This window comes from Arthrobacter sp. zg-Y20 (assembly GCF_030142075.1).
Lineage (GTDB): Bacteria > Actinomycetota > Actinomycetes > Actinomycetales > Micrococcaceae > Arthrobacter_B.
The window spans coordinates 1,801,315-1,826,625 of the sequence record NZ_CP126241.1; the positions used below are offsets into that span (position 1 = coordinate 1,801,315).

Annotated in this window: 22 protein-coding genes and 2 pseudogenes; 16 read left to right on the plus strand and 8 right to left on the minus strand. The window is 67.1% G+C overall.

The window, feature by feature from the left end:
- Positions 1-85 precede the first annotated feature (85 nt).
- Positions 86-1,363 (plus strand): sensor histidine kinase, encoded by a 1,278-nt coding sequence (locus tag QNO06_RS08685; RefSeq protein WP_227911234.1) that lies wholly within the window; start codon positions 86-88, stop codon positions 1,361-1,363.
- Positions 1,360-2,007, plus strand: a complete 648-nt coding sequence (locus tag QNO06_RS08690) for a response regulator (protein ID WP_227911236.1) — start codon at positions 1,360-1,362, stop codon at positions 2,005-2,007. The genes QNO06_RS08685 and QNO06_RS08690 overlap by 4 nt, the downstream gene beginning before the upstream one ends.
- Positions 2,008-2,012: 5 nt before the next feature.
- Here the strand turns inward: QNO06_RS08690 and QNO06_RS08695 are convergent, their stop codons facing one another.
- Positions 2,013-2,240 (minus strand): sulfurtransferase TusA family protein, encoded by a 228-nt coding sequence (locus QNO06_RS08695; protein WP_227911237.1) that lies wholly within the window; start codon positions 2,238-2,240, stop codon positions 2,013-2,015.
- A 33-nt stretch (positions 2,241-2,273) separates the two neighbouring features.
- Positions 2,274-3,326 carry a YeeE/YedE family protein gene (locus QNO06_RS08700; protein ID WP_227911238.1) on the minus strand — a complete coding sequence of 351 codons (1,053 nt, stop codon included), beginning with the start codon at positions 3,324-3,326 and terminating at the stop codon, positions 2,274-2,276.
- A 192-nt stretch (positions 3,327-3,518) separates the two neighbouring features.
- Here QNO06_RS08700 and QNO06_RS08705 point away from each other — a divergent pair.
- A pseudogene (locus QNO06_RS08705) lies at positions 3,519-4,061 on the plus strand (glycosyltransferase family 2 protein); the annotation flags it as partial.
- A gap of 210 nt (positions 4,062-4,271) precedes the next feature.
- Here the strand turns inward: QNO06_RS08705 and QNO06_RS08710 are convergent.
- Positions 4,272-5,189 carry an alpha/beta fold hydrolase gene (locus tag QNO06_RS08710; protein ID WP_227911242.1) on the minus strand — a complete coding sequence of 306 codons (918 nt, stop codon included), beginning with the start codon at positions 5,187-5,189 and terminating at the stop codon, positions 4,272-4,274.
- A 169-nt stretch (positions 5,190-5,358) separates the two neighbouring features.
- Between QNO06_RS08710 and QNO06_RS08715 the strand changes: the two genes are divergently transcribed.
- Complete coding sequence (locus QNO06_RS08715; protein ID WP_227911244.1) at positions 5,359-6,171, plus strand: lysophospholipid acyltransferase family protein; 813 nt, start codon at positions 5,359-5,361, stop codon at positions 6,169-6,171.
- An 89-nt stretch (positions 6,172-6,260) separates the two neighbouring features.
- Here the strand turns inward: QNO06_RS08715 and QNO06_RS08720 are convergent, their stop codons facing one another.
- Together QNO06_RS08720 and QNO06_RS08725 are read right to left on the minus strand one after the other, a co-directional pair.
- Entirely contained in the window at positions 6,261-7,100 is an 840-nt protein-coding gene (locus tag QNO06_RS08720; protein WP_227911246.1) for an SDR family oxidoreductase, read from the minus strand.
- A 74-nt stretch (positions 7,101-7,174) separates the two neighbouring features.
- Positions 7,175-7,828 (minus strand): SDR family oxidoreductase, encoded by a 654-nt coding sequence (locus QNO06_RS08725; protein ID WP_227911247.1) that lies wholly within the window; start codon positions 7,826-7,828, stop codon positions 7,175-7,177.
- Positions 7,829-8,015: 187 nt separating this feature from the next.
- On the opposite strand from QNO06_RS08725, the gene QNO06_RS08730 reads away from it, so the two are divergent.
- Positions 8,016-9,536, plus strand: coding sequence for a carboxylesterase/lipase family protein (locus tag QNO06_RS08730; RefSeq protein WP_227911249.1), 1,521 nt, complete (start codon positions 8,016-8,018; stop codon positions 9,534-9,536).
- A gap of 11 nt (positions 9,537-9,547) precedes the next feature.
- On the opposite strand, the gene QNO06_RS08735 is transcribed toward QNO06_RS08730, so the two are convergent.
- The gene (locus QNO06_RS08735; protein ID WP_227911251.1) at positions 9,548-10,441 is read right to left on the minus strand and encodes an arginase family protein; all 894 of its coding nucleotides are present in this window, start codon (positions 10,439-10,441) and stop codon (positions 9,548-9,550) included.
- Between the two features lie 87 nt (positions 10,442-10,528).
- Between QNO06_RS08735 and abc-f the strand changes: the two genes are divergently transcribed.
- From abc-f to QNO06_RS08760, 5 genes are all read left to right on the plus strand, one after another.
- A complete protein-coding gene (gene abc-f / locus QNO06_RS08740; protein ID WP_227911252.1) occupies positions 10,529-12,166 on the plus strand; it encodes a ribosomal protection-like ABC-F family protein in 1,638 nt (545 codons plus the stop codon).
- Between the two features lie 238 nt (positions 12,167-12,404).
- On the plus strand, positions 12,405-12,620 hold the full coding sequence (locus QNO06_RS08745; protein ID WP_227911253.1) for a hypothetical protein: 216 nt from the start codon (positions 12,405-12,407) through the stop codon (positions 12,618-12,620).
- A 122-nt stretch (positions 12,621-12,742) separates the two neighbouring features.
- On the plus strand, positions 12,743-14,293 hold the full coding sequence (locus tag QNO06_RS08750) for a carboxylesterase/lipase family protein (RefSeq protein ID WP_227911254.1): 1,551 nt from the start codon (positions 12,743-12,745) through the stop codon (positions 14,291-14,293).
- 145 nt (positions 14,294-14,438) lie between these two features.
- A complete protein-coding gene (lpdA, locus tag QNO06_RS08755; protein ID WP_227911255.1) occupies positions 14,439-15,839 on the plus strand; it encodes a dihydrolipoyl dehydrogenase in 1,401 nt (466 codons plus the stop codon).
- Positions 15,840-16,013: 174 nt separating this feature from the next.
- Complete coding sequence (locus tag QNO06_RS08760; protein ID WP_227911256.1) at positions 16,014-17,687, plus strand: DUF4389 domain-containing protein; 1,674 nt, start codon at positions 16,014-16,016, stop codon at positions 17,685-17,687.
- Between the two features lie 42 nt (positions 17,688-17,729).
- On the opposite strand, the gene QNO06_RS08765 is transcribed toward QNO06_RS08760, so the two are convergent.
- Positions 17,730-18,077 (minus strand): VOC family protein, encoded by a 348-nt coding sequence (locus tag QNO06_RS08765; RefSeq protein WP_227911257.1) that lies wholly within the window; start codon positions 18,075-18,077, stop codon positions 17,730-17,732.
- A gap of 194 nt (positions 18,078-18,271) precedes the next feature.
- On the opposite strand from QNO06_RS08765, the gene QNO06_RS08770 reads away from it, so the two are divergent.
- The 6 genes and pseudogenes from QNO06_RS08770 to QNO06_RS08795 all read left to right on the plus strand — a co-directional run bounded on the left by QNO06_RS08770 (position 18,272) and on the right by QNO06_RS08795 (position 24,417).
- A complete protein-coding gene (locus QNO06_RS08770) occupies positions 18,272-19,102 on the plus strand; it encodes a hypothetical protein (protein WP_227911258.1) in 831 nt (276 codons plus the stop codon).
- A 183-nt stretch (positions 19,103-19,285) separates the two neighbouring features.
- On the plus strand, positions 19,286-19,735 hold the full coding sequence (locus tag QNO06_RS08775) for an acyl-CoA thioesterase (protein WP_227911259.1): 450 nt from the start codon (positions 19,286-19,288) through the stop codon (positions 19,733-19,735).
- A gap of 120 nt (positions 19,736-19,855) precedes the next feature.
- Positions 19,856-20,392: pseudogene (locus QNO06_RS08780) on the plus strand (SAM-dependent methyltransferase); the annotation flags it as partial.
- Positions 20,393-20,517: 125 nt separating this feature from the next.
- The gene (locus tag QNO06_RS08785; RefSeq protein ID WP_227911260.1) at positions 20,518-22,050 is read left to right on the plus strand and encodes an HNH endonuclease; all 1,533 of its coding nucleotides are present in this window, start codon (positions 20,518-20,520) and stop codon (positions 22,048-22,050) included.
- A 53-nt stretch (positions 22,051-22,103) separates the two neighbouring features.
- A complete protein-coding gene (locus tag QNO06_RS08790) occupies positions 22,104-23,252 on the plus strand; it encodes a glycosyltransferase (RefSeq protein ID WP_227911261.1) in 1,149 nt (382 codons plus the stop codon).
- A 13-nt stretch (positions 23,253-23,265) separates the two neighbouring features.
- Positions 23,266-24,417, plus strand: coding sequence for a glycosyltransferase (locus QNO06_RS08795; protein WP_227911262.1), 1,152 nt, complete (start codon positions 23,266-23,268; stop codon positions 24,415-24,417).
- Here QNO06_RS08795 and QNO06_RS08800 read toward each other — a convergent pair.
- The gene (locus QNO06_RS08800; RefSeq protein ID WP_227911263.1) at positions 24,321-25,226 is read right to left on the minus strand and encodes a glycosyltransferase family 2 protein; all 906 of its coding nucleotides are present in this window, start codon (positions 25,224-25,226) and stop codon (positions 24,321-24,323) included. The genes QNO06_RS08795 and QNO06_RS08800 overlap by 97 nt on opposite strands.
- Positions 25,227-25,311: the final 85 nt, after the last annotated feature.

Genomic DNA, 25,311 nt, shown 5'->3' on the forward strand with positions numbered 1-25,311 from the left:
GTTGATCTGCGGCGGACGGGCGGATGATCCCCCGTTCAACCGATTGGTTGATGCCTGTGCTTCCGCGCCCGCCTAGGCTGGGTGCATGAGCACGTCGAACACGGTTAGCCGGGGCAGCGGGGCCCCGGCCATACCGTCCGGCACCGTGCTGCGGTTCCTGCGGGTGGCGCTGCACGTAGCTTTCGCTGGGTTGCTGGCCCTGGCGCTGTTCCAGCTGACTTTGGATCGCCCGGGTACCGCGCTGCTTGCTGCGGCCTACACCGGCAGCCTGCTGCTCGCCGTCGTCTACCTGGCGGGCACGGTGGCCGAGCAGAGGTACGCAGCACAGGGCCTGGGCCCGGACCCGGAACGGTACGGCACAGGCTGGCTGGCGCTGGTAACGGGACTGTGGCTTGTTCTGCTGGTGGTCAGCGAGGATTTCGCCTGGCTGGCATTTCCGCTGTTTTTCCTGGCATTGCACCTGTTGCGGACCCGGCCGGCCCTGGTCGCTGTGGGGTGCATGGCGGCGGCCGTGACGGTGGCCCGCTGGGCACACACGGGGATGTTCACATTCGCCGACGTCCTTGGCCCGCTGATCGGCGCCCTTTTTGCCGTAGTCATGGGATCCGCCTACTCAACGCTGCACGCTGAAAGCGTCCGTCAGCAACGCGCTCTGGAGGACTTGGAACGCACCCGCAGCGAGCTAGCCCTGTCCCAGCATGATGCGGGAGTGCTTGCCGAACGAACCCGGCTGGCACGCGAAATCCATGACACCCTGGCGCAGGGATTCTCCAGCATTGTCCTGATGTCCCGTGCCGCCGGCACCGCCATGGACAACGGAGACACCGGCCTTGCCCGGGAACGCCTGGCCACGGTGCAGGAGACGGCTGCGCAGAACCTGGCGGAGGCCCGCAGGTTTGTGCGCGGCCTTGCCGCCACCGGAGACGGTGGCTCGCTGACCGCGGGACTGGAACGCCTGTGCGCCCAGGTATCCAGGCAGGCAGCCTCAGGCGGACGCGTCCTGGAGTGCACGCTGCGCGTGGACGGGGAACCCAGGGCTATGACCGAAGCAGATGAAACCACGCTGCTGCGGGCCGCCCGGGCGTCGCTGGCCAACGTCCTGTCCCACTCCCGCGCGTCACACGCGGTAGTGACCCTGAATTTTGGCGATGACGCCGTGACACTGGACGTGTTCGACGACGGCGCCGGCTTCGATTCGGCCCTGCTTCCGGAGGTGCCGCGCGCGGACGGCAGCGGTTTCGGGTTGCTTTCACTGCGGCAGCGGGTTGATGACCTCGGCGGAACGCTGAGCGTGGAGTCTGCTCCCGGAGAGGGCACCGTGGTGGCGATCAGCCTTCCGCTCCGCCGGAGGTCCGGAACATGACGGCGGCGGAACTGCGCCTGCTGCTGGTCGATGACCATCCCGTGGTACGGGCCGGGCTGCGGGCCATGCTGGAAGACTCCGATTCCCTGACGGTGGCAGCCGAGGCAGCCGACGGCGCGGCGGCCGTGGAGGAGGTCCGGAAACAGGAGGCTCTCGGAACGCCCCTGGACCTGGTGCTCATGGACCTGCAGATGAGTCCCGGCATGGACGGGGTCACCGCCACACGTGCGATTAGGGCAGCGGGCGGCCCGCCGGTGCTGATCCTCACCACCTATGACACGGACGCAGATATTCTCGCGGCGGTCGAGGCCGGCGCAGCCGGATACATGCTCAAGGACGCACACCCGGACGAACTTCGCGCCGCCGTGACGGCAGCGGTGGAAGGCCGGACTGCCTTGTCGCCGCAGGTTGCAGCCCGCCTGATGGGCCGGCTCCGCAGCCCGGTTGCAGCGCTCAGCAGCCGTGAGCTCGAATTGCTGGAGCTGCTGGCCACGGGGCTGGGAAACCGCGCCATTGCGCGGCAGCTGTTCATCTCCGAGGCAACGGTAAAGACGCACCTCGTGCACATTTACGGGAAGCTCGGGGTGGATAACCGGACGGCCGCGATTGCCGAAGCGCAGCGGCTGCGGATCATCAGGTCCTGATACCGCTAGGCCTTCTGCACCGTAATGGACCATTCTGCCGGCCCGGTCTTGGCGAAGTCCGTAACCGGGTAGCCGCTTTCCGCCGCCCAGCGGGGGATGGCATCCGTAGCCTGCGTGCAGTCGAAGTTGATCACGAGTTCGTCTCCGGTGTTCAGCGACTTCATAGCCTCTTTTGCTTCCACGAGCGGGAAGGGGCAGACGGATCCGTTGGTTTCCAGGGTGACCTGAGCCATTGTGGTGTTCCTTTTCTTCTTGCGGGGGTGGGGTTAGACGCCGGCGGGCACGCGGGCCGGAGCAGGCGCCGAGCGGCGGTTGAGGATGGTCAGCTTCGCGGCCAGGCCGGTGCCGAGGATCATAAAGACCAGGGCCGTCCAGCCCTGGAAGCTGAACTGCGCGGTCTGCACCATGGCGTTTCCGATGGTGCACCCGCCGGCCAGCGCGGCACCGATGCCCATCAGGGCACCGCCGCCCAAGCTCTTGAGGACGGTGGCGGCGTCGGGCACGCGGACCCGGAACTCGCCGCTGCCCTTGGCCGCAATGTAGGAGCCAAGCAGGATGCCGATCACCAGGAACACACCCCAGTCCACCAGTTCCGGATCACCGGTGACCAGGTAGCCCACCAGCTTGGAGGACGGCGTCGTGATGCCCAGCCCGTCCTGGCGGCCGGTGGCCCAGCTCAGCGGCCACGCGGCAATGGCGATCAGGCCAATCACTACAGCGGTGGCGAAGGCGTTCCACGGCTTCTCGAACAGCAGGTGCGCCAGTCCGGTTTTCGCCGGAGGCAGCGATGCCAGGCGGATCTTCGGCTTGCGCAGGTGGTGGCGGACCGCCAGGCCGACGCCGGCGACCAGCAGGGCCACAAACAGCCAGGGTGATACTCCCAGCACCGAATAGAAGTTGCTCTGTTCCACGGTCACCGAGCGCATGGCCGTGTTGAAGCCGGACAGCGGGCCCGTCTTCATGATGGCCGCGAACAGGGCATAGGCGGCCAGGGCGAACCAGCTGCCCACCAGCCCTTCACCGGCACGGTAATAGGTGCCGGTTGCGCAGCCCCCGGCCAGCACTATGGCGAAACCGAAGATAAACCCGCCAATAATCGTGGCCAGCCACGGGAATGCGTTGGCGGAGAGGCTGATGACCCCGGCGGCGTCGAGGGCGAAGACGCCGACGCTCTGCACGGCCACCACCACCAGGAAGGCCGTAAGCCAGCGGGTGCTGCGGGTGACCCACACGTCCCGGAACGCTCCGGTGACGCAGAAACGCCCCCGTTGCATCACGAAACCGAGGGCAACGCCAACCAGCAGGCCTGAAATAAGCATTGCAACTGCTCCTAGGGGAAGAACCTTTTGCGGCGGGTATCCGCCGCGGTTCAGCAACGCTAGTTCCGCAGGTTTCCCGCAGCCAAGGAATGTGGCCCGGCATTACCGCGGGTTAAGCCCTGTGACGTGCCGGTGGACACTGCGCGTGGCAGAATCGACAAAGCCCCACCCGGACCGGGCCGTCAGGATGAGATGTCGACTATCTCGGTGGTAATTCCCGCCCGCAATGACGCGGCGATGCTCGCCGTCTGCCTGCGGGCACCGGCGCAGCAGACGCGGGTACCGGATGAGATTGTGGTGGTGGACAACGCCAGCACCGACGGCACCGCGGCCGTCTGCCGTGCCGCAGGCGTCCGGCGCGTCTATGAGCCCAACGTCGGAGTGGCTGCGGCAACCTTCCGCGGATTCGATGAGGCAAACGGGGAATGGCTGGCCCGGCTCGATGCCGATTCGGTGCCGCCCCCGTCATGGCTGGCGCAACTGGAGGCGGCCATGCTCGACGCCGGTGAAAACACCGCGGTCACGGGGCCCGGCGATTTTTACGGCTCCGGCTCACTGATCCGCTGGGTTGCGCAGAATCTGTATATCGGCGGCTACAGGTGGTCCATGCGCCTGCTCATGGGGCATCCGCCGCTGTTCGGGTCGAACTTCGGCTTCCACCGCAGCATGTGGTCCCGCCTCCGCGGACGGGTGCACCGCGGCGCCCCTCCCGTGCATGACGACCTGGATCTGGGGTACCAGGTGCGGGCGGAGATGGATGTCCGCTGGGACCGGCACCTGCGGGTGGGCGTATCCGCGCGGCCGCTGTACACCTGGGCAGACGTGTACCGCCGGGTGGCCATGGCGTACGTGACCTTCAAAGTGGATTTCCGCGGCGAACCGCCGCTGCGCCGCCTGCGCGAACGCCGCCGGTACCGGCGGACGGTGCGGAGCCGGCTGCGGAGTTCACGGCGTGCCCGGCGCCGCGGACCGGTACATCCGCAGCAGGTCGCGCGTGAGCTGGTGCGGAGATTCCTCGCACGGGCTGTGCCCGCTGCCGTAGGCGGCGAACGAGGCGCCGATGCTCGCGGCAAATTCGCGGTGCAGCCGCACCGGCCACACGTCATGTTCGCCGACGGCGACGAACTTCGGCAGCGTGGACGCCCCCAGGGCGGCCCGCAGGTCCGGGGCATGGCGCATCAGCCCCACCATGTCCCGGACGGAGTCCCGCCGGGTGACGGTGAACCGGTGGTTGACCAGCTTCATCCGCCCGGCGTCGGCCCGGATGAAGTTGCGCCGCACGCCCCAAACAATCAAGTCGGCGCTGAGGCGGTCGCTGACCAGCGGAGCGAGCCAGCCGATCCGGCTGACGCCCCGGAAACTCTGCCCGCCGCGCGGCGGGCAGCCAAGCAGGGTGATGCTGCGGAACAGGTCCGGCCGCTGCAGCGCCGCAAGCTGGACTACGACGCCGGCGAATGAGTACCCCACTACGTGCGCCGGTCCGTGGACGGCCAGGACGGCGAGCAGGTCCGCGATAAACAGGTCGTAGTCGTACCGGCTGCGCGGCGGGTCCAGGTTTTCGGGGCCGGCGGCGGCCGACTCGTACTGGCCGGCCAGATCGAAGCTGAAGGCGAAGTACCCCGCAGCAGCCAGCCCGGGGAGCATCAGGGAGAAATCTTCTTTCGAGCCCATGGCCCCGGGCACCAGGACCACTGCCGGATCCTCCGGATCGCCCATGCTCAGTGCCGCCAGGGAACCGCTGGGGGCGTCGAAGCTGGAGCGGACCGACCCCCGGGGATGCAGCATCCAGTCCACGTTGCCCAGGCGTGCATCCTCCAGGGCGGCGGGATCCGAGGCAGGCGTGGCTTTCCCGCGAATGGCCATGGCTCAAAAGATAGCCCTCCGTACGGCTCCCGTCTGCTCCCCGGAGCCGCGGGGGAGCCGCGGGCAACGAAAGGAGGCCGGCGGCAACGGGATCGGCAACGGGGACGGCGTCTCCACGGTAGGATTTTATTGCCTGCCCCGATTTTCCCCCCAAACTCAGGAGCCGACGTTGCCTGCCAAGCGTTCCCCCAACAAGTATGTGTACCGAAGCATCGTGTTTACGGGGCTTGCAGCCCGCGCCATTTTCTCTGTCCCGGTGATCCCGTCCGGGCTGGAGAACCTTCCGATGGACGAGGAAATCCGCGGCTTGGACCGGAAAGTGGTCCCCGGCAAGGGCGCAGTAGTAGCCATCACGCATTTCGGTTATCTGGACTTCGCCTTCGCAGAGCTGCTGGTGTGGCGCAAGCTCAAGGTCCACATGCGCTTCCTGGTCACTAAGAAGGCCGCCAGGAAGTCCTTTGTGAAGGCTGTATGCGACTGGTGCGAGCACGTCATTGTGGATCGTGCCGACGGCGCAGCGGCGTATACGGAGTCGGTTGAAAAGCTCCGCGGCGGCGATTATCTCGCGGTGCTGCCCGAAGCAGGCGTCAGCCGCAGCTTTACCGTCCGCGAGCTGAAGACCGGTGCGGTGCGCATGGCCGCCGAAGCGGGCGTGCCCATCATTCCCGTCTCCGTGTGGGGCGGTCACCGCATGATGACCCGCGGGCACGGGCCGAGCTTCAAGTCCGTCTGGAAGAACCCGGTGCGCGTGCACGTGGGCGAAATGATCCGTCTCGACGGCGACGTGGACGTGGCACAGGAGACCCTCCGGCTGCAGGAGGAACTGCAGGCCGGTATAGACCATTGCATTGACACCTACCCGGTGGCTGCCGAACCCGGTGCATGGTGGATGCCGCGCAGCCGCGGCGGCAGCGCCATGGCCCTGGAAGAGCAGCGGGTCCTGGATGCCGCGGACCGGGAGAAGTACAAGATCACCGGCTAGCTTTTCCGGGCGTGCCAAGAAAAGGACCAGCCGTGCGGTTTGCACGGCTGGTCCTTTTGGTTGCGTGCGGCTTTCAGCGGCCGCCGGAACTAGAGGATGGGATTTCCTCCGGTAACGGCAATCCGGGCACCTGAAATGTAGCTGCCGTCATCGGAGGCGAGCAGCACGTAGGCCGGCGCCAGTTCAGCGGGCTGGCCGGGACGCCCCAGCGGGGTGTCCGCACCGAAGGAACCCACCTTGTCCGCCGGCATAGTGGCGGGGATCAGCGGGGTCCAGATGGGTCCCGGAGCCACGCTGTTCACCCGGATTCCCCGGTCGCCAAGCAGCTGCGACATGCTCGCGGAGAAGTTGGCAATGGCGGACTTGGTGGCTGAGTACGGTGCCAGGGTGGGTACCGGCATATCCGAATTGACGGACGAGGTGCCGATGATGGAGGACCCCGGACCCATGTGCGGCAGGGCGGCCTTCACCAGATAGAACATCGCGTTGATGTTGACCTTGAAGGTGTACTCCCACTCCTCGTCCGGGATGTCCTCAATGTTTTCCCGGTCCATCTGGAAGGCGGCGTTGTGTATCAGGATGTCCACCTTGCCGAACTCTTCCACGGCAGTGCTGATGACCTTCCGGCACTGCTCAGCAGTGTCCAGGTCCCCGCGGACCAGGACTGCCTTCCGTCCTGCTTCCTCCACGAGGCGCGCAGTGTCGCGGGCGTCCTCGTCCTCACTGAGGTAGGAGATCAGCACGTCGGCGCCCTCGCGCGCGTAGGCAATGGCCACGGCGCGCCCGATCCCGCTGTCACCGCCGGTAATGACCGCTGCCTTGCCGGTGAGCTTGCCGCTTCCGCGGTAGGTTTCTTCACCGCAGTCGGGGACAGGCGTCATCTCCTTCTGGGTTCCCGGTACTTCCTGCTGCTGCTCCGGCTGGTTCATGGTGTTCCTTTCGGATGGGGGGTGTTCGGGACTTTAGACGGTTCCGCCGGCACAACGCCAGCGAGAGACCCGGCTCAGGCGAGGGAGTCCAGGGCCTCTGCCACCGGCGTCGGGCCGTTGTTGAACTCGATCGTCCGGCCGATGGTTGCGGGACGGTCCAGGACTTCGGCGGCCACCTGGGCCACATCTTCGCGGGAGACCTGCCCGCCGGTGATGCCCGGCCCGGTTTCGATCCGGCCGGTTCCGGGGTCCATGGTCAGTGCGCTGGGACCGAGGATTGTCCAGTCCAGGTTGCTGGCCTTGAGGTGTTCATCGGCGTCCGCCTTGGCCTCGGCGTAGGAGTAGAAGGAGTCGTCTTCAGGAACGCCGTGGTTTTTGCCGGCCCCGAAGTAGGAAACCATCACATAGCGCCGGGCACCTGCGGCCTCGGCCGCGTCCATGGAGCGGATGGCGGCATCACGGTCGACGGCGTAGGTGCGCTCAGCGCTGCCGCCGCCTGCACCCGCAGTCCAGACGACGGCGTCGGCCCCGTTCAGCAGCTCGGTGAGCTGTTCCGTGGAGAGGTTTTCGACGTCGGCGACCACCGCGTCGGCCCCGGTCTGTTCCACGTCGGAGGTGTGCTCCGGATTGCGGAAGAGCGAGCTGACCTGGTGTCCGGATGCGGTAAGCCGGCGGGCGAGGTGCAGTGCGACTTTTCCGTGCCCTCCGATAATGGCGATGCGTGACATTCGACATTCCTTTCGTTGATTACGGTTCCTCCACCATAAGCATGCTGTCGATATTTTGCGGAGTGGGGCCGGGTGCGTCCGCCCTCGGCTTAGCTCATTTGCCAGCGGAAAGGGGGTGCAGCCGTAGCCCGCGCTTGGCCGGCGCGGATAGGATCGCGGTGCCTTGAACACCCGCGGAAGGAAAGCTGTGTCAATAACTACGGCTCAACCGAACCTGACCGTTGCGACCACGGAAGGGCTGGTGCGCGGCACGATCCTTCGCGGTGTGCGTTCCTGGCGGGGGATACCGTACGCGGCACCGCCCACCGGGGAACGCCGCCTGCGCCTGCCCCAGCCGGCGGCGGCGTGGAACGATGTGCTGGACGCAACACGGTACGGGCCTGCGGCGCCCCAGGTGCGGAGCCGCACCGGACTTGGGGCCGGCCCGAAGACGCGCATGGATGAAGACTGCCTGACCATCAACGTAACGGCACCCCCCGAACCGGCAGCACCTCGCCCGGTGCTGGTCTATTTCCACGGGGGAGCGTTCACCTCCGGCGCCGCCTCGGCCCCCGCCTATGACGGCACCAACCTGGTCCTTCGCGGCGACGTGGTCTACGTAGGCATGAACTACCGGCTGGGTGCCCTGGGGTTTATGGACTTCCGCCGTTATTCGACAGCACAGCGGGCCTTTGACGTGAACCTCGGCTTGGCGGACCAAGTGGCGGCCCTGCGCTGGGTACAGCGGAACATAGCGGGCTTCGGCGGTGACCCCGGCAACGTCACGGTGTTCGGCGAATCCGCCGGCGCCATGTCGATCACCGCCCTGATGTGCGTACCGTCCGCACGGGGGCTTTTCCACCGGGCATTCGCCCAGAGTTCAGCGCCCGCCACTGCCTACGGACCGGGCCTGCCGGAAAAATGGGCGGCTTCGCTGCTGGAACTGCTGGGGGTGGACGAGGCCGGGGCAGCGGATGCGCTGGCCCGGATACCGGCCGAGCGCCTGGTGGAAGCAACCCAGCGGCTGACACGCGGGATAGCCCCGGAGGCGGATCCCGGAACGCGGGCCGTGGCGCCGGTGGTGGACGGGCATTTCCTGCCCCTGCATCCTCTCGAGGCGTTCCGCACGGGCAAAGCGCATCCCGTGCCGCTGGTCATCGGCAACATGTCCCGTGAAGGGGCCCTTTTCGACCGGTTCGAAGACATCCTCCCCACCAAGCCGGATCGGATCGAGAAGATGTTCGCCCGCACCGCGCCGGAGCTGCAGGACCAGGTGCTGGCGGCCTACCCGGGCTACCCGGGCAAACACCAGGCGGTCGACGTCGGCGGGGACGCTGTTTTCTGGCTGCCCAGCGTCCAAGTCGCAGAGGCCCACAGCGCCCATGCCCCCGTATGGTCCTACCGGTTCGACTACGCCCCGACGATGGCCCGGATCCTGGGCGTGGGCGCCACGCACGGACTGGATATCCCAGCGGTGTTCGGCAACTACGACTCCGGGCCGGGCCGGTTCCTGACCTTGGCCGGCGGCAAGTCCACAGCCGTTGCGGTGGGGGACCGTTTCCGCGGGGCGCTACTGCGTTTCGCCCGGACCGGACATCCGGGCCCGCTGTGGCCGGGCTACGACAGCCGCAGCCGGACCACCAAGGTATTCGACGCCACGGACCTGATCGTTCCGGATCCGCACCGCGCCCGCCGGCTTGCCTGGAACGGCTACTGCGGCTACCGCTGAGCCGGGGGAGGTCAGACGGGAAGATCCCGCAGCAGCCCACCCAGCCGGAGCAGTTCCAGGGGTGCATGCTGGGCAAGGGACAGACCGACAATTTCTCCTGCCTCGCCCACGGCATCCATGATGCGCAGCAGGTCCGGAACGCGGACTCCGCGGGTTCCGGAGCCTGTCCTGTCCGCGAAGTCCCGCCGGTCAAGGACGTCCAGATCCACGTGGATGGCCAGCTTGGTGGCCCCGGTCAGCGCGAGCCACTCCAGGATCCGCCGGGTGTCCTCGGGGGTGTCAGTGATTCCCACGCTGCGTATACCCAGCCGCTGCTTCGTTTCGATCCCCGGGTCCTGCCAGTCCCGCAGCCCAATCTGCAGGACATTGCCCGCAGGCACCACCGCCGGCAGCGCGGCGAGGAACTCCGGGTCGCCCAGCCCGGCAAGGGTGGCCAGGGACATGGACCGGAAGCCGGTGTAGCCGTCGCCCGGCATACCGGTATCCGGGTGCGCGTCCACCCACAGCACTGCCAAGTCATCCCCGTACAGGGCGGCCAGATGGCTGAACGGCGCAACGCTTACCGAGCACTCGCCGCCGAAGGTCACCACGGACTGCGGATCCGCTTCCTGCATCACCCGCACGGCTTCCTGGAGTTGCAGGAGCACAGCAGACCGGGCGTAGATGCCGTCCACCGTTTCGACGGCGGCTTCGGAGGTGTCGGTGCTGACGGGTACAAAAGCCGTGGGTCCGTCATGCTCGGGGGAGAGCAGCTCAAGGAGCGACGGGCCCAGATGGTAGGACAGCTGGGTCTGGTGCGGCTGGCCCGCCGGCAGCGAGCCGACGGCACCGGCGCCGGCAGCGCCTTGCCACTGGGGGAATATGAGCCGGAGGGCCCCGGGGCCCGAGGGATGCATGGCAGTCATGGCAGTCCTTTGGTGCGGCGGCAATCCAGCCACCATACCGCTGCCCTCCCGGACGGAAACAGTGCCGGCACAAAATAGGATGGAGGTATGACTGCAACCCTTGTCGCCCGCGACCTCTCCGGCGGCCATGCGCACCGCACCCTCTTTGAACACCTCTCACTGACGGTCGCCCCGGGCGACGTGGTGGGCGTCGTGGGGGCCAACGGTGCCGGCAAGTCAACCCTGCTGCGGCTCCTGGCCGGGGCGGCGGTACCCCAGGCGGGAACGGTGAGCACCTCGCCGTCGGACGCCTTTGTCGGGTGGCTCCCGCAGGAACACGAGCGGCTGGCCGGGGAAACCGTGGGCGCCTATCTGGCCCGGCGGACCGGCGCTGCAGCGGCAACGGAAGCCATGGAAGCGGCGGCGGCCGCCCTGGGCGGGGAAATCCCTGGTGCCGACGACGCCTACGCCGCGGCCTTTGACCGCTGGATGGCCTCCGGCGCCGCGGACTTGGAGGACCGGGCCCCGGCTGTCCTTGCGGACCTGGGACTGAACGTTGGGCTGGACGCCGAGATGACCGGTCTTTCGGGCGGGCAGACGGCCCGGGCGGCACTGGCGGCCCTGCTGCTGAGCCGTTTCGATGTGGTGCTGCTGGATGAACCGACTAATGACCTGGATCTTGACGGACTGGCGCGGCTGGAACAGTTTGTCCGCGGGCTGCGCGGCGGCGTTGTCCTGGTCTCCCATGACCGGGAGTTCCTGGCCCGCTGTGTGACCACGGTGGTGGAGCTCGACCTGGCGCAGAACAGCGTGGCGGTCTACGAGGGCGGTTATGAGGCGTTCCTGGAAGAACGTGCCGTTGCGCGCCGCCATGCGCGGGAAGCGTACGACGAGTTCGCCGACAAGAAGGCCGATCTGGTGTCCCGGGCACGCACCACCAGGGAATGGAGTTCCCAGGGTGTGCGCAATGCCATGAAGAAGAACCCGGACAATGACAAGATCCGCCGCAAGGCAAGCACCGAGTCCTCCGAAAAGCAGGCCCGCAAGGTCCGGCAGATGGAATCGCGGATCGCACGCCTGGACGAGGTCGAGGAGCCGCGCAAGGAATGGCAGCTCCAACTGCGTATCGGTTCCGCCCCGCGTTCCAGTTCGGTGGTGTCCACGCTGAACGAGGCCACATTGACCCGTGGCGGATTCACCCTCGGTCCGGTTTCCGTTCAGGTCAACGCCGGGGAGCGGATCGGCATCACGGGTCCCAACGGCGCCGGCAAATCAACGCTCCTGCGGCTGCTGCTGGGCCGGGAGGTGCCCGACGCCGGGACTGCCTCCCTGGGTACCTCTGTTGCGGTGGGGGAAATCGACCAGGGCCGCGGGCAGCTGGACCCGGCGCAGGCGCTGGGCACCGCCTTCGAAGCGGCCGTTCCGGAGCTGTCCTCTGCGGAGGCCCGGACCCTGCTGGCCAAGTTCGGGCTCAAGGCCGATCAGGTTGCCAGCCGGGTCGATGCGCTGTCTCCGGGCGAGCGGACCCGCGCTTCGCTGGCCCTGCTGCAGGCCCGCGGCGTGAACCTCCTGGTGTTGGATGAGCCCACCAACCACCTGGACCTGCCCGCCATCGAGCAGCTGGAAGAGGCCTTGGAAAGCTACGAGGGCGCTCTCCTGCTGGTTTCCCATGACCGGCGGCTGCTGGAAAACGTCCGCCTCGACACGCGGTGGCATGTTCAGGGTGGAACGGTGTCGCTCGGGTAGTCTTCCGCGCCTACCCGGTCTGTGCCGTGGAATACGCAGGTATGTGATACAAATTATGTTATGTTGCGTCCCTGCAGGGACGCAGATACTTAGGTCTCGGGCGATTTCACGGAAGAAGTGTCCTCATGGCTCCATGGATTGGAAATGCCGGCTGCGGAGCAGCCTTTGTGCACAGTGGCAGGGAAAGCCGCTGTGCCCTATCTGTAAGTGCAGGAAAAGCACACGCAGGAACAGCGCAGTGAAGGCGCTGAAGACGGCGGACCTGCCGGTCCTGATCACCGTCTGGCTCCTGTGCGTAGGGACCGACTGGTCCACCGGCACCAAGATTGCCCTCAACGTCATCGCCGTTGCCCTGCTGTGCGCCAAGGAAGTGGCGGTTCACCGGCGCGAGTCCCGGCGGAGCGGTGCGGCCGTCCGCCGAAGCCCCGCGCACCGGCTTGCCGCTGCAGCGTAGTTCCCGGACGGATACCAGGCTCCAATAAAGGCAGCAGCACCCAAATGGGGTAGCCGCAGTCCGCATGGAACGCCGCATCTGGTGACCCCGGTATGCCGCGGCTATGGTTGATAGTCGCAAGCGTGCAGGTCTTCGCCGGCTGGAAAGAGTCGATCGTGGCTATAGACGTGGCCTCATTGGTAGTCGAGACCAGCAATGGGCTGGTGCAGGGAATCGCAGAGCATGGTGTGCGCACTTGGCGCGGCATACCCTACGCTGCTCCGCCCGTGGGGGAACTGAGGCTGCGCGCTCCGCAACCGGCGAAAAGCTGGAGCGGAATCCGGGATGCACGCTCCTTCGGTGCGGTCCCGCCGCAGTCCAAGGCGCCGAACCTGACCGGCAGCCACCGGCGGGTGCCGATGGATGAGGACTGCCTGAGCCTGAACGTCACGGCGCCCTTGGAACCCTCGGATTCCCTGCGTCCGGTCCTCGTGTACCTGTACGGCGGTGCGTTCAGCTCCGGGTCGTCCGCGGAACCCACCTACCGCGGTACCAACCTGGTGCGCGACGGCGATGTGCTCTACGTATCGCTGAACTACCGCATCGGGGCCCTGGGGTTCATGGATTTCCGCGCTTATTCGACTCCTGACCGGCCGTTTGACGCCAATATGGGCCTGCGGGACCAGGTTGCCGCGCTTGAATGGGTGCAACAGAACATTGAAGCGTTCGGCGGAGACCCGGACAACGTCACCCTTTTTGGAGAGTCCGCCGGGGCCATCGCCGTAACCTCGCTGATGTGCATCCCCAGAGCGGCACCGTTGTTCCACCAGGCCTACGCGCAGAGCCCCGCGCCGTCGGGAGCCTACTATCCGGAAATGCACGCCGCGTGGGCCGAGGACCTGCTGGAGATTCTCGGCATCAGCCCGGCCCGTGCGGCCGAGGCACTGACCTCGATCAGCGCCGCGAAACTGGTGGACGCCACGCGGAAGATGACCACGAAAATCGGGCCGGTGAAGCAACCCGGCACGCTGAGCGTTTCGCCTGTCATTGACGGGGACTTCCTGCCAAAGCACCCAATCGACGCCTTTTTGGACGGGGAATCCAACCCTGTTCCGCTGGTCCTGGGCACCATGGCACGGGAGGGGGCACTGTTCGCGAAGGTCTCGAATATCCTGCCGTCCACACCGGAGCGGATCGAGAAGATGTTCGCCGGTACGGATCCGCTGGCCCGGGACCGGGTGGTGGCCGCCTACCCCGGGTATCCCTCACGGCAGCGGTCAGTGGACATCAGCGGTGACCTGGTCTTCTGGTATCCGAGCCAGATGGTGGCCGAGGGCCATTCCCGGACCGCACCAACATGGGCGTACCGCTATGACTACGCCACGCCCATGATGAACCTGCTCGGGTTCGGCGCCACCCATTCCTTTGACGTTCCGGTGATGTTCGGGGACACCCGGACCGGGATGGCCAGGGCCCTCTCCCTGCTCGGCGGCGCCGAGGAACTCAGGGCCCTGTCGCAGCGCTTCCAGGGGTCCCTGCTCAGCCTGGCCCGGTACTCCCATCCTGGCGTGGACTGGCCCGGCTACGACGAGATCCACCGGCACACCCGCGTCTTCGACAAGTCCGACCGGATCGAGTCCGACCCGTTTCCCGAACGGCGGCGGGCCTGGGCGGGCTATCGGGGTTACGTCTGATCCGGCGGCATCTGATCGGGCAGCGTGCCGGATCCGGCACGCGAACCGGTGCCCCTCGCGGCCCATGCGTGAGAGTCTTAAGCCGGCTTGTGATTTTCCCGCCCCGCAGCTTGTCCCGCACCGCAGCTAAGGAGAGTTAGTCAGCATGAGTGAACATTACGACCTCGTTGTTCTCGGAGCCGGACCGGGCGGATATGTGGCCGCGATCCGGGCGGCCCAGCTGGGCCTGAAGACTGCGATTGTGGAAGAGAAGTACTGGGGCGGCGTGTGCCTGAACGTCGGCTGCATTCCTTCCAAGGCGCTGCTGCGCAACGCGGAACTTGCACAGATTTTCACCAACCAGGCCAAGACGTTCGGCATCAGCGGTGAGGTGAGCTTTGACTTCGGCGCTGCCTTTGACCGCAGCCGGCAGGTGGCGGACGGGCGCGTCAAGGGCGTCCACTTCCTGATGAAGAAAAACAAGATCACCGAATACGACGGCCACGGCGTGTTCTCCGATGACCACACCATCGAGGTCAGCCTCTCCAAGGGCGGTACCGAGACCATCACGTTCGACAACGCCATCCTCGCCACCGGCACCTACGTCCGCCTGCTGCCCGGAGTGGAGCTGAGCGAGAACGTCGTCACATATGAAGCCCAGATCATGGACCGGGACCTGCCGAAGAAGATGGTGATTGTCGGGGCCGGTGCCATTGGCATGGAGTTCGCCTACGTGCTGCGCAGCTACGGAGTGGACGTCACCATCATCGAGTTCCTGGACCGCGCGCTGCCCAATGAGGACGTGGACATTTCCAAGGAGATCACCAAGCAGTACAAGAAGCTCGGCATTCCCATCCTCACTTCCACCAAGGTGGAAACAATCCAGGACAACGGGTCATCCGTGGCTGTCACCTATACGGACAAGAACGGCCAGCAGGGCAGCATCGAGGCGGACCGGGTGATGCTGTCCATCGGCTTTGCGCCGCGGACCGAGGGCTACGGGCTCGATAAGACCGGCGTCCAGCTGACCGACCGCGGTGCCATCGGCATTGACGAGTACATGCGCACCAACGTGCCGCACATCTACGCCATCGGCGACGTGACCGGCAAGCTGCAGCTCGCGCACGTGGCGGAAGCCATGGGTGTGGTGGCTGCTGAAACCATCGGTGCCGCGGAGACCTTGCCGCTGGGGGACTACCGGATGATGCCGCGGGCCACGTTCTGCCAGCCGCAGGTCGCCAGCTTCGGGCTCACCGAGCAGCAGGCCCGCGACGAGGGCCACGACGTCCTGGTCAGCACCTTCCCCTTCACCGCTAACGGGAAGGCCCACGGGCTGGGGGAGCCGGTGGGCTTCGTGAAACTGGTGGCCGACGCCAAATACGGCGAACTGCTGGGCGGGCACATGATCGGCCCCGATGTTTCCGAGCTGCTCCCCGAGCTCACGCTGGCGCAGAAGTGGGACCTCACCGCAGCTGAACTGGCCCGCAATGTGCACACCCACCCGACGCTGAGTGAGGCACTGCAGGAAGCCTTCCACGGGCTGACCGGCCACATGATCAACTTCTGACGGCTGCCGCCTTGTGCTGATAGGCCGGTTCGGGTTCGGGTTCGGGTTCGGCACTGGCTGGGGCTGGGTCTTGGTATTCCTTGACACTGTGTGCGGCGGCGCGAACGCTGGAATCAGGCACCCACGGCGTCCGGACCGTGCCTGCCACGGCTGGGATGCGAGAAGGGCACGGCCATGAACCCTGGCAGAATCGTCATGATTGTTATTGGGGCGCTGCTGGTCCTCATTGGGCTTGGATTGGGTGCGGCGGCTGCGGCGGTGGGGCTGATCGCCGGAGCCCAGCGCGACAACGGCTACCTGTCGGTGCCGGAGGAGACCTACAGTGTCAGCTCCTACGCCATCACCACCGGCTCCGCGGATATCGGCCCGGGCGCGGACGGCAATGAGGACATCGCATCCCTGCAGGTGCGCGGCACCGGGGTAGACGGCGACCTGTTCATTGGGATCGGCGCCGAAGCTGAGGTACGGCGGTATCTCGACGGGGTGGCGAGCGCCGAAATTGACGAGGTGAGGTTCAACCCGTTCCGGGTCGATTACCGGCGGACGGCGGGCACGGAGGTACCGTCCCCGCCGGGGATGCAGGACTTCTGGGTGGCTTCCGCTGCGGGCAGCGGGCCCCAGGAGATTAACTGGGCGCCGACCGAGGGCGACTGGATTGTTGTGGTGATGAACGCCGACGCGTCCCCTCAGGTTACGGCCGAACTGCAGGCGGGCTTTCGCTCGGACCTGTTTGGTGTGGCCGCCGTGTGGCTGCTGATCGGTGCCGTGGTGTTGTTCCTTCTGGGAGTGGCACTGATCCTCGCAGCGATCCTCGCCGGACGGAAACGGGGGGCGTACCCGCCGGCCGGCGGGTATCCGGGGCCGGTCCCCGGCGGTGCCTACGGGTACCGGCCGGTTGGGGCGACCGCGCCCCTCCCCGCTCCGTCCGGCGCCAGGGCGGCGGGTAGTGCTCCCGGCGCGGGTTCATCCGTCACCGGCGGACCCGTCACCGGCGGACCCGTCACCGGCGGACCCGTCACCGGCGGACCCGATGCCGGCGGACCCGATGGTGGCGGACCCGGCGGGGGAGCTCCCTATCCGGCGCGCCTCTACGGCGAATTGGATCCGGGTTTGTCCCGCTGGTTGTGGCTGGTGAAGTGGTTCCTGGCCATTCCTCACTTCTTCCTGCTGTCCTTCCTGTGGATCGCCTTTTGGATTGCCACCGTGGTGGCCGGCTTCGCGATCCTGTTCACTGCCCGGTATCCGCGGGCGCTCTTTGACTTCAATGTGGGGGTGATCCGGTGGAGCTGGCGGGTGGCGTTCTATGCCACGGGGGTGCTCGGCACCGACCGCTATCCGCCGTTCAGTTTGGAACGGGAGCACTACCCTGCGGATTTCGACGTCGACTACCCCGAGCGCATGTCCCGCGGGCTGGTCCTGGTGAAGTGGTGGCTGCTCGTTATTCCCCAAGCCCTGATTGTCGGGGCCTTCAGCGGAACACCGTTGATGCTGGTGCGCGCACCGCGGTATTTCGGCGGGCCGAACGGGTACGGGCCGGACGGGTACGGTCCGGGCGGGGTCCGCTGGAACAACGGTCCCGGCGGGTTCGGCGCCACGGAGTGGGTGACGGCAGGCTTCTCACTGCTGGGCCTGCTGGTGTTCATTGCCGCCTTGGCGTTGCTCTTCACCAGCCGCTACCCCCGCCAGCTGTTCGACTTCATCATGGGGCTGCAGCGCTGGTCCTACCGGGTGCTGGCCTACACCGCACTCCTGCGGGACGAATATCCGCCGTTCCGGCTGGACCAGGGGCCGGCAGACGCTCGCGACCTGCCCCCGGCCGGCGTCGAACGTCCACCAAACCAGCAGTAGGTACCGTGCAGCCCAGGTGCCGTGCCGCCCAACCCGGAACGATTAACCGAGCACGCAGAATTCGTTGCCCTCGGGATCAGCCATCACCACCCAGGTCACCCCGGGCTCCTGGCCCACATCCACCCGCCGGGCGCCAAGTGCGATCAGCCGCTCCACTTCTTCCTCCTGGGTGCAGCCGTCCGCCACCAGGTCCAGGTGCAGGCGGTTCTTCACGGTTTTGCCCTCGGGTACCGCCATGATGTCCAGGTCCAGTCCCGTGCCGTCCTTGGCCGTGAGGCTGTACAAGCCGTCCTCAACGGTGAGGTCCCAGTCCAGCGCCTGTTGCCAGAAGGATGCGGAGGCATCGGCGTCGACGGCGTCCAGGTGGACTGTGGAAATCCTGCTGGTCATGATGGGAAAGTCCTGTCGTTTCGGCGGTCGAGGTGTCCCGGGCGCATCGATTTCAGTGCCGTCCGGAAGTGAGGCCAACTTACAGCACTGCCACCGGCAGGATCCCGCCGGCAGGATCCCGCAGGCCGCCGGGCGGGGCGCGCGGTCCGCGGGAGCGGCACCATTCCTGCTGCCGGTTAGGGCATACTGGCCGCATGACGACGCCGCTGGAGGGTCCACTCGCCGATTCGGATGCCGGTCTCTGGATTACGGAGCTGCTGGCACCGCCGGGCACCGTTACCGGAACAGTGCCCGGCGGGTTCGAAGCCTATGCGCGGATATTCCATCCGATCCACGCTCAACTGATGTCCTGGGACCAGGACTATCCCGAGGTAGTGGAGTCCCGACGGCTGCTGTGGAGCGAACTGGCGCAGGAACGCGGTACGGTAGCCCACCCGCTGATGCAGTGGGACTCCGTCTTGGCCGGCTACCGGAACCCCGTGTGGAACGAGCCCGGCTGGCAGTATGAAGACCCGTTGGTCGGCTCCCTTGCCACCGGCTCACTGGCCGAAGTGGCCCGTATCCTCGCCGGCCACACAAGCACGCCCGAAGAGTGCCTTGCCGGCCTGTGGGAGGGCTGGGGGTGGGTGAGCGGTGCGGAGGTGCGCCACACCGTGGGCACCGACGGCCGGAGCCGCACGGAACCGGCCTCGCCACCGTTCGGCGAAGCAGGGGTGTTCGGTGCGACCCGGCTCGAACTGCCGGGCCGGAAGTACCTGCTCTTTAACGCCGGGCTTTCCCTTTTCGCGGATCCCCGCTGGCAGGAAGCCAGCGGCTGGGACGGTCTGCAAAGTCCCAACCTGCTGTGGCCCAAGGACAGGCAGTGGTTCCTGGCCACTGAGATCGATTTCGATTCCACGCTCGTGGGCGGCTCGGCCGCGCTGATAGACGCGCTCGTGCAGTCCGACGTCGTGGAGTGCCTGGCCGTTCCGCCGGACGGAGACCTTACGCAGCTCGGCGACCTGCTCAACGAACGGCCCGACTAGCCCTGTTCCGCACGAGCGCCGCGTGAGCGCCGTCGTCGTCCGGGGGCGGCGCGGGACGGGCGGCTGGGGACGGGGCTGCGCAGGACGGGCGCCACAGCACCGTCAGGGAGCTAACACCGGTCTGTGAGCAAGGCATCGGCGGATCCGTCGGGTCCGCGTCCGGGCTGTGGATAAGCTGAATATATGCCTCTAGAAAACATCAATTTCCACACCCGTAAGTGGGTCCGGCCCGAAGACCTGAATGCCAACGGCACGCTGTTCGGCGGAAGCCTGCTGCGCTGGATCGACGAAGAGGCAACCGTCTACGCGATCCTGCAGATGGGTAACGGGCGGGTCGTTACCAAGTTCATGTCCGAGATCAACTTCGTCAGCTCCGCGGTGCAGGGAGACCTGATCGAGATGGGCCTTACCGCCACCAAGTTCGGCCGGACCTCGCTCACCATGCAGGCCGAGGTGCGGAACATGATCACCCGGCACAGCATCCTGACCATCGACAAGATTGTCTTCGTGAACCTGGACGAGCACGGCAAGCCCGCGCCTCACGGTTACACCAGCATCAGCTACGACCGCGACCGTCTGCCGAACCACCACTTCCCGCCGCTGCCCCTCGATGCGGAGCCCTTCTCCGCATAGGGTCCTACAGGGCCGCGAGCGTCGCCACCGTCCGGCTGCGCCTGCAACCGGCAACGCGGCGTCGCCTGAATCCGCCTGTAGCATCGCTGAGATGGAGCGCTCCCGTCCTCTGCCGCCCGGCGTGCCGAGGAGCGGAAACTGAGCGACCGCGTGCGCTGGATCGAGACGGATGCCACCACCTGGAACGACGGGGTCTTCGACGTGGTGCTGTGCGTCGGTGCCAGCCACGCCTTCGGCCGGTTGGAGGACATGCTGGGTGCTGTCCGGCGGCACCTGCGCCCCGGTGGGCAAGCGCTGATCGGCGACAGCATCTGGGAGGGCACCCCGTCGGCTTCCGCGCTGGCAGCACTTGGGGTTTCTGCCGACGCCTATCCCGACCTCGCCGGCCTCGCCGGCCTCGTGCGAGCCATCCATGAGTACGGGTTCGAGCCGTCGTACGGGCACGTCAGCACGTTGGCCGAGTGGGACGACTACCAGTTCAGCTGGACCGGGTCGCTCGTCGACTGGGCCGTGCGGGAGGCTTCGACGGCCGAGGATCGTGACGAGGCATTGGCCGCCGCACGCGAGAACCGCGACGCCTGGCTGAGCGGCGCACGGCGCGAGCTGGGGTTTGCAACCTTCGTCCTGCACGACGCCGCCGCTGGCATGCATGACTGAACGCTGGTCTTGACTATTCCTCCCGCAGAGGGCCTTTGACGCCCAGATCCCCGCAAGCTGGTTCTTTTCCACAAGGATAGAAAGTACTTGTTGCGGCCCTCTGCGGAGTGGATACCATCGAACACATGTTCGAATCATTGGAAGTGGCGGAGTGCTTTCCGTCCGACCTCTCGGGTCACCATACCCCGCTTGTTTCCCGGTCTGCCGCCGGGCAAAGTCCCTCCGCTGCGGAGGCTGCGTCCCCGGTTGAGGTGGCCTCTTGGTCCCGGGCGCTCGCCTCCGAGGAATCCCTGGCCGCGATTGCTGCTGATTCGGATGCAGGGCTTGTTGACCGGCTCCGTGCTTTGGAGGAGCTGAAGGCTGCTGCGTGTGCGGCGCAGGCCCGGGTGGCGGCGGCGTTGGACGTGTCCGTGCGTGCGGCTCATGCCCGGGCCGGGCTGCCGGCGGAGAAGCATGGTGTGGGCGTTGGAGCGCAGGTGGCGTTGGCTCGGCGTGAGTCTCCGGCCCGGGGCGGACGGATCCTTGGCTTCGCGAAGGCCTTGACCCGGGAGATGCCGTGCACGCTTAAAGCGTTGTCGGAGGGCCACATTAGTGAGTGGCGGGCGACCCTGCTGGTTCGCGAGACCGCGTGCCTGTCCGTGGCGGACCGGCAACTGGTAGATCAGGAAATCGCCGGGGATCCTGCCGGGTTGGACGGATTGGGGGATCAGCGCCTGATCGCGAGGATCCGGAAGATCACGTACCGGATTGACCAGGCCGCGCTGGTGCGGCGGGCGGCGAAGGCGGAGGCGGACCGGTTTGTGTCCTGCCGTCCGGCTCCGGACACCATGACCTACCTGACGGGTCTGCTGCCGGTGGCCCAGGGGGTTGCGGTGTATGCGGCACTGAGCCGTGCTGCGGATTCGTTGCGGGCCCGGGGCGATGCCCGCGGTCGGGGGCAGATCATGGCTGACACCATGGTCGAACGCATCACCGGCCAGGCAAAGGCTGAGCAGGTGCCGGTGGAAGTGCAGCTGGTAATGACGGACCGAACCCTGCTGGCCGGGGATAAAGAGCCGGCACACTTGACCGGCTACGGAATAGTGCCGGCGCCGTGGGCGCGGGATCTGGCAGGTAAGGGCGCCCGTCGAAGGGCTCAGAAGACAGGGAAGCCGGGGGAGTCGGGGGAAACGGGGGAGCCGGGGGAGTCCTGTCCCGGATTCTGGCTGCGCCGCCTCTACACGGCCCCGAGTTCCGGGGAGCTGCTGGCTATGGACTCGAAGGCGCGTTTCGTGCCGGCGTCCCTGGCACGTCTTGTCACGGTACGGGACCAGATGTGCCGGACCCCGTGGTGTGATGCGCCGATCCGGCACCAGGACCATATTCGGCCGCACCGTGACGACGGTCCTACGCAGGCAGCCAATATCCAAGGGCTGTGCGAGGCATGCAACCAGGCCAAGGAAGCGCCAGGGTGGAGGGCAACAGTCATCGGGGCGTCCGGTCCCGGAAAGCCAAGGGCCCCGGGACCCGGTCAGAGCTCCACAGCCCGGAAGGCTGCTGCTGCCCGGAATGCCGCAACTGTCCGCCGGCACACTGTGGAGATCACCACACCAACCGGCCATCGGTACCGGTCAACCGCCCCGCCGCTTCCCGGCACCCCGGCCCCGTGGTTTCGGTAGCCGCAGGAAGGCAATGCCGGGTCGCGCCGGGGATACAAGGCATACTTACTAATATGAGTATCGAGTTCCCCCTGCCGCAGGGGCATGCGGCCGAGGGGAATGCGCTGCGGATAGCTGTCCTGTCCCACCTGCACCACCCGATCGCCAGCCCCTACCTCGGCGGACTCGAGATGCACACGTCCCTCATGGCCGATGAGTTCGCCTCCCGCGGCCATGACGTCACGTTGTTCGCGAAGGAAGGGTCCGACTCGTTGGGCCGCGTGGTGCCCGTGCTGGAGGCGTCCTTCGAATTCCGCCGCGGGCTTGCCCCGGAGGAAATGTCCGTTCAGCAGCAGAGGTTGGATGCCGCGCTGCACCGGGCCATCGAGGAGGTGCGTAACGGCGGATTCGACGTCGTCGTCAACAACTCGTTGAGCCTGCTGCCCTACATCGAGCTGGCGGATGTGCCCATGCTGACCATCCTCCACACCCCGCCCCTGCCATGGATCGTTGACGCGGTGGTTGACGGCCGGGCGCCGCTTTCGCCCCTGCACCGGTTCCTCAGCGTCTCGGCACGCAACGCCACCGGATGGCAGCCGCACCTGCCGGACCTGCACGTGGTCCACAACGGCATCCGCCTGGCGGACTGGCCCGCCGGCCCGGCGCAGCGTACCGGCGTCGCCGTTTGGGCCGGCAGGGTGACGCCGGAGAAGGGCCTGCATATTGCCATCGACGCCGCCCGGGCGGCCGGGATGGAACTGCACTTCGCCGGGCCGATCAGCGACCGCAAATACTTTGAGCGTGTTGTGGCTCCGCACCTCGGCAGGGGTGTGCGGCACGCAGGCCACCTGGACCACCGGCAGCTGGCGGCATTCCTCGGGTCCGGCGACGTATTTATCGCCTCGCCGGTCTGGTCCGAACCTTTCGGGCTCACCGCCCTGGAGGCAATGGCCTGCGGCACCCCCGTAGCTGCCCTGCCGCTGGGCGCCATGCCGGAAATCATCGACGCCGATGGCGGCCGATTGGCTGAAGGGCTGGGCGCGGACGCACTGGCCGACGCCGTCACCGCAGCCCGCACCCTGGACCGCCGCGGCGTACGCAAATCCGCGTCCCGCTTCAGCGCCGCCGTCATGGTGGACTGCTACGAGAACCAAATCCGGTCCGTGCTGCAGCCGGACGGGCTGCCATCGTCATCCGATGCCTCAACCGCGCTGGTGCGCTGACCGGAGCCCGGACTTGCCTTCTGCACGCCTTCCCCGGGTGGCGTACTACGCCCACCACCACGGCACCGGACACCTGCGCCACGCGGTCAACATTGCCCGCCTGGACGCGGTGGAGCTGCTGGTCACCGGCACGGCTCCGCCCGGCGGCATACCGTCCCTCCCGGGCAGTGCACAGTTCGCCGCCCTTCCGCCCGACGTCGGGCCCGACGGTCCCTTCGGCCCCGGCCCCGGCAGCTTCCTGCACTACGCACCGGCAGCCCCGCTGGTCCGGGAACGGTTTGCCCGGCTGCACCAACTATGGCAAGAGTTCACCCCCGACGTAGTGGTGGTGGACGTGTCCGTGGAGACCGCCCTCTTTGCCCGCCTGTGCGGATACCCGGTCATCCACCGGCGGATGCACGGCGAGCGCACGGACACACCGCACAGGCTCGCCTATGAATCGGTCAACGGCCTGATTGCCTATTTCCCCGAGAGCATCGAGGAACCGTCACATCTGGCCGAGCACGGCGGCAAGAGCAGCTACCTCGGCATGCTCGCACCGGCCAGCGCGCCGGCGCCTGGATCCATTCCGGTCCGCCCGCGGACGGTCAGCGTGCAAACCTCGCTTGGCGGCAGCGGAGTGCAGCTGTCCGATCTGCTTCGCGCCGCCCGCCGCACACCGGACTGGCAGTGGGAAGTAATGGGCCGCACCGCCGGAGCGCCGACGGACCTGCCCGACAACGTGCAGCTGCTCGGCGTCGTGTCAGATCCGGGACCCCGGCTGGCCGCGTCGGACGTCATTGTGACCTCCGGCGGGCACAACGCCGTCGCCGCCGCAGCCGCAGCGCGGCGGCCGGTACTGGTGATCCCCGAACCCCGGCCGTTCCGCGAACAGGAACTTTTCGCCCGGGCGCTTACGACGGCGGGTGCCGCCTCAGCCCTGACCTTCGCCGATGTGCCGGACTGGCAGCACACACTGGAGCAGCTGCGGAACGGGGATCCCGAACAGCTGGCCAAGACATTGCTGGTGCCGGTGGAGGACTTCCGCGCCCGGTTCCTCGCCGCCGTGGAGCAGGCAGTGTCGGGCGGTCAGTACGGCGCGTCCACCCGAACGGCCGCCAGCTCGGCGGGGCCGGGCGAGCGCAGCAGCCGCAGGTCACTGCCGGCGGGATCCCAAGCGACATAGCCCGCTTCGGCAAAAGCATCCAACCATCCGGTCATGGGCCAGTTCCCCCATTTGCGGCGGAACGCCTTCGCGTTGACCACAATTGACTCCAAATGCTGGAGCGGCGGGTGGTGCACCCCGTGGTGCTGGTGGAACATCACCGCTGCGGAGAACGCCAGCGGTATCCCTTTCCGCCGGGCCGTGAAGGCGAAATCGGTGTCTTCGCCGCCGTAGCCGGCGAACGATTCATCAAAACCGCCGATACGGTGGAAGTCATCCTGCGCCACAGCGAAACCCAGGGACCAGAACAAGGCGTACTCCGCAGAGGGCAGCGCCGGCCGGCCTGGTTCGGGCGCGAGCGCGGACCGGGCATGGTGGGCAACGGAATCCCGGAACAGTACCTCGACGCTGCCGCGCCCGGCCCAGTCAGCCACACCGGCGCCTGCAGCCAGGTAACGCGGAGCTGCCATGACCAGGCCGCCGGTCCGGCCCGCATCGGCCAGCAGCACCTCGAACATGGTGGGGGCCGGTATGCAGTCCACGTCCAGGAACACCAGGACAGGGAAACGGGCTGCAGCTGCGGCGGCATTGCGGGCCGCACCCAGCGGCAGCGGCGCACCAGGTCCGGTGTCCAGGTGGACTACCCGCAGGGGCACACTGCTGGCCGGAGGAACCGCACCGGGCTGGTTCATGTAGCAGAGGACAATTTCGGCCGGGAGGAGGGTGGACCTGTTGATTCCCAGAACCGTGTTCGCCAGATGGGCGTCGCGGCCGGAACTGATGATGAGTACCGAAAACTGCCGGTAGGCCCCGGTGGGCTGCTCAGGCATTCTTCCCTTCCGCCGAAGGGCACCCGCCCGCCGGACACCCCGAACTAGTAAGTATACTGAAGACAGATTTCACAGGGACGGATTT

Bases quoted from the DNA above. Each gene is read 5' to 3' on its own strand.
- QNO06_RS08765 (WP_227911257.1), bottom strand. From the start codon at position 18,077: ATGACCAGCAGGATTTCCACAGTCCACCTGGACGCCGTCGACGCCGAT.
- abc-f (WP_227911252.1), top strand. From the start codon at position 10,529: ATGACTGCAACCCTTGTCGCCCGCGACCTCTCCGGCGGCCATGCGCAC.
- QNO06_RS08710 (WP_227911242.1), bottom strand. From the start codon at position 5,189: ATGGCCATTCGCGGGAAAGCCACGCCTGCCTCGGATCCCGCCGCCCTG.
- QNO06_RS08720 (WP_227911246.1), bottom strand. From the start codon at position 7,100: ATGAACCAGCCGGAGCAGCAGCAGGAAGTACCGGGAACCCAGAAGGAG.
- QNO06_RS08685 (WP_227911234.1), top strand. From the start codon at position 86: ATGAGCACGTCGAACACGGTTAGCCGGGGCAGCGGGGCCCCGGCCATA.
- QNO06_RS08800 (WP_227911263.1), bottom strand. From the start codon at position 25,226: ATGCCTGAGCAGCCCACCGGGGCCTACCGGCAGTTTTCGGTACTCATC.
- QNO06_RS08690 (WP_227911236.1), top strand. From the start codon at position 1,360: ATGACGGCGGCGGAACTGCGCCTGCTGCTGGTCGATGACCATCCCGTG.
- lpdA (WP_227911255.1), top strand. From the start codon at position 14,439: ATGAGTGAACATTACGACCTCGTTGTTCTCGGAGCCGGACCGGGCGGA.
- QNO06_RS08785 (WP_227911260.1), top strand. From the start codon at position 20,518: ATGTTCGAATCATTGGAAGTGGCGGAGTGCTTTCCGTCCGACCTCTCG.
- QNO06_RS08760 (WP_227911256.1), top strand. From the start codon at position 16,014: ATGAACCCTGGCAGAATCGTCATGATTGTTATTGGGGCGCTGCTGGTC.
- QNO06_RS08695 (WP_227911237.1), bottom strand. From the start codon at position 2,240: ATGGCTCAGGTCACCCTGGAAACCAACGGATCCGTCTGCCCCTTCCCG.
- QNO06_RS08775 (WP_227911259.1), top strand. From the start codon at position 19,286: ATGCCTCTAGAAAACATCAATTTCCACACCCGTAAGTGGGTCCGGCCC.
- QNO06_RS08770 (WP_227911258.1), top strand. From the start codon at position 18,272: ATGACGACGCCGCTGGAGGGTCCACTCGCCGATTCGGATGCCGGTCTC.
- QNO06_RS08735 (WP_227911251.1), bottom strand. From the start codon at position 10,441: ATGACTGCCATGCATCCCTCGGGCCCCGGGGCCCTCCGGCTCATATTC.
- QNO06_RS08700 (WP_227911238.1), bottom strand. From the start codon at position 3,326: ATGCTTATTTCAGGCCTGCTGGTTGGCGTTGCCCTCGGTTTCGTGATG.
- QNO06_RS08790 (WP_227911261.1), top strand. From the start codon at position 22,104: ATGAGTATCGAGTTCCCCCTGCCGCAGGGGCATGCGGCCGAGGGGAAT.
- QNO06_RS08725 (WP_227911247.1), bottom strand. From the start codon at position 7,828: ATGTCACGCATCGCCATTATCGGAGGGCACGGAAAAGTCGCACTGCAC.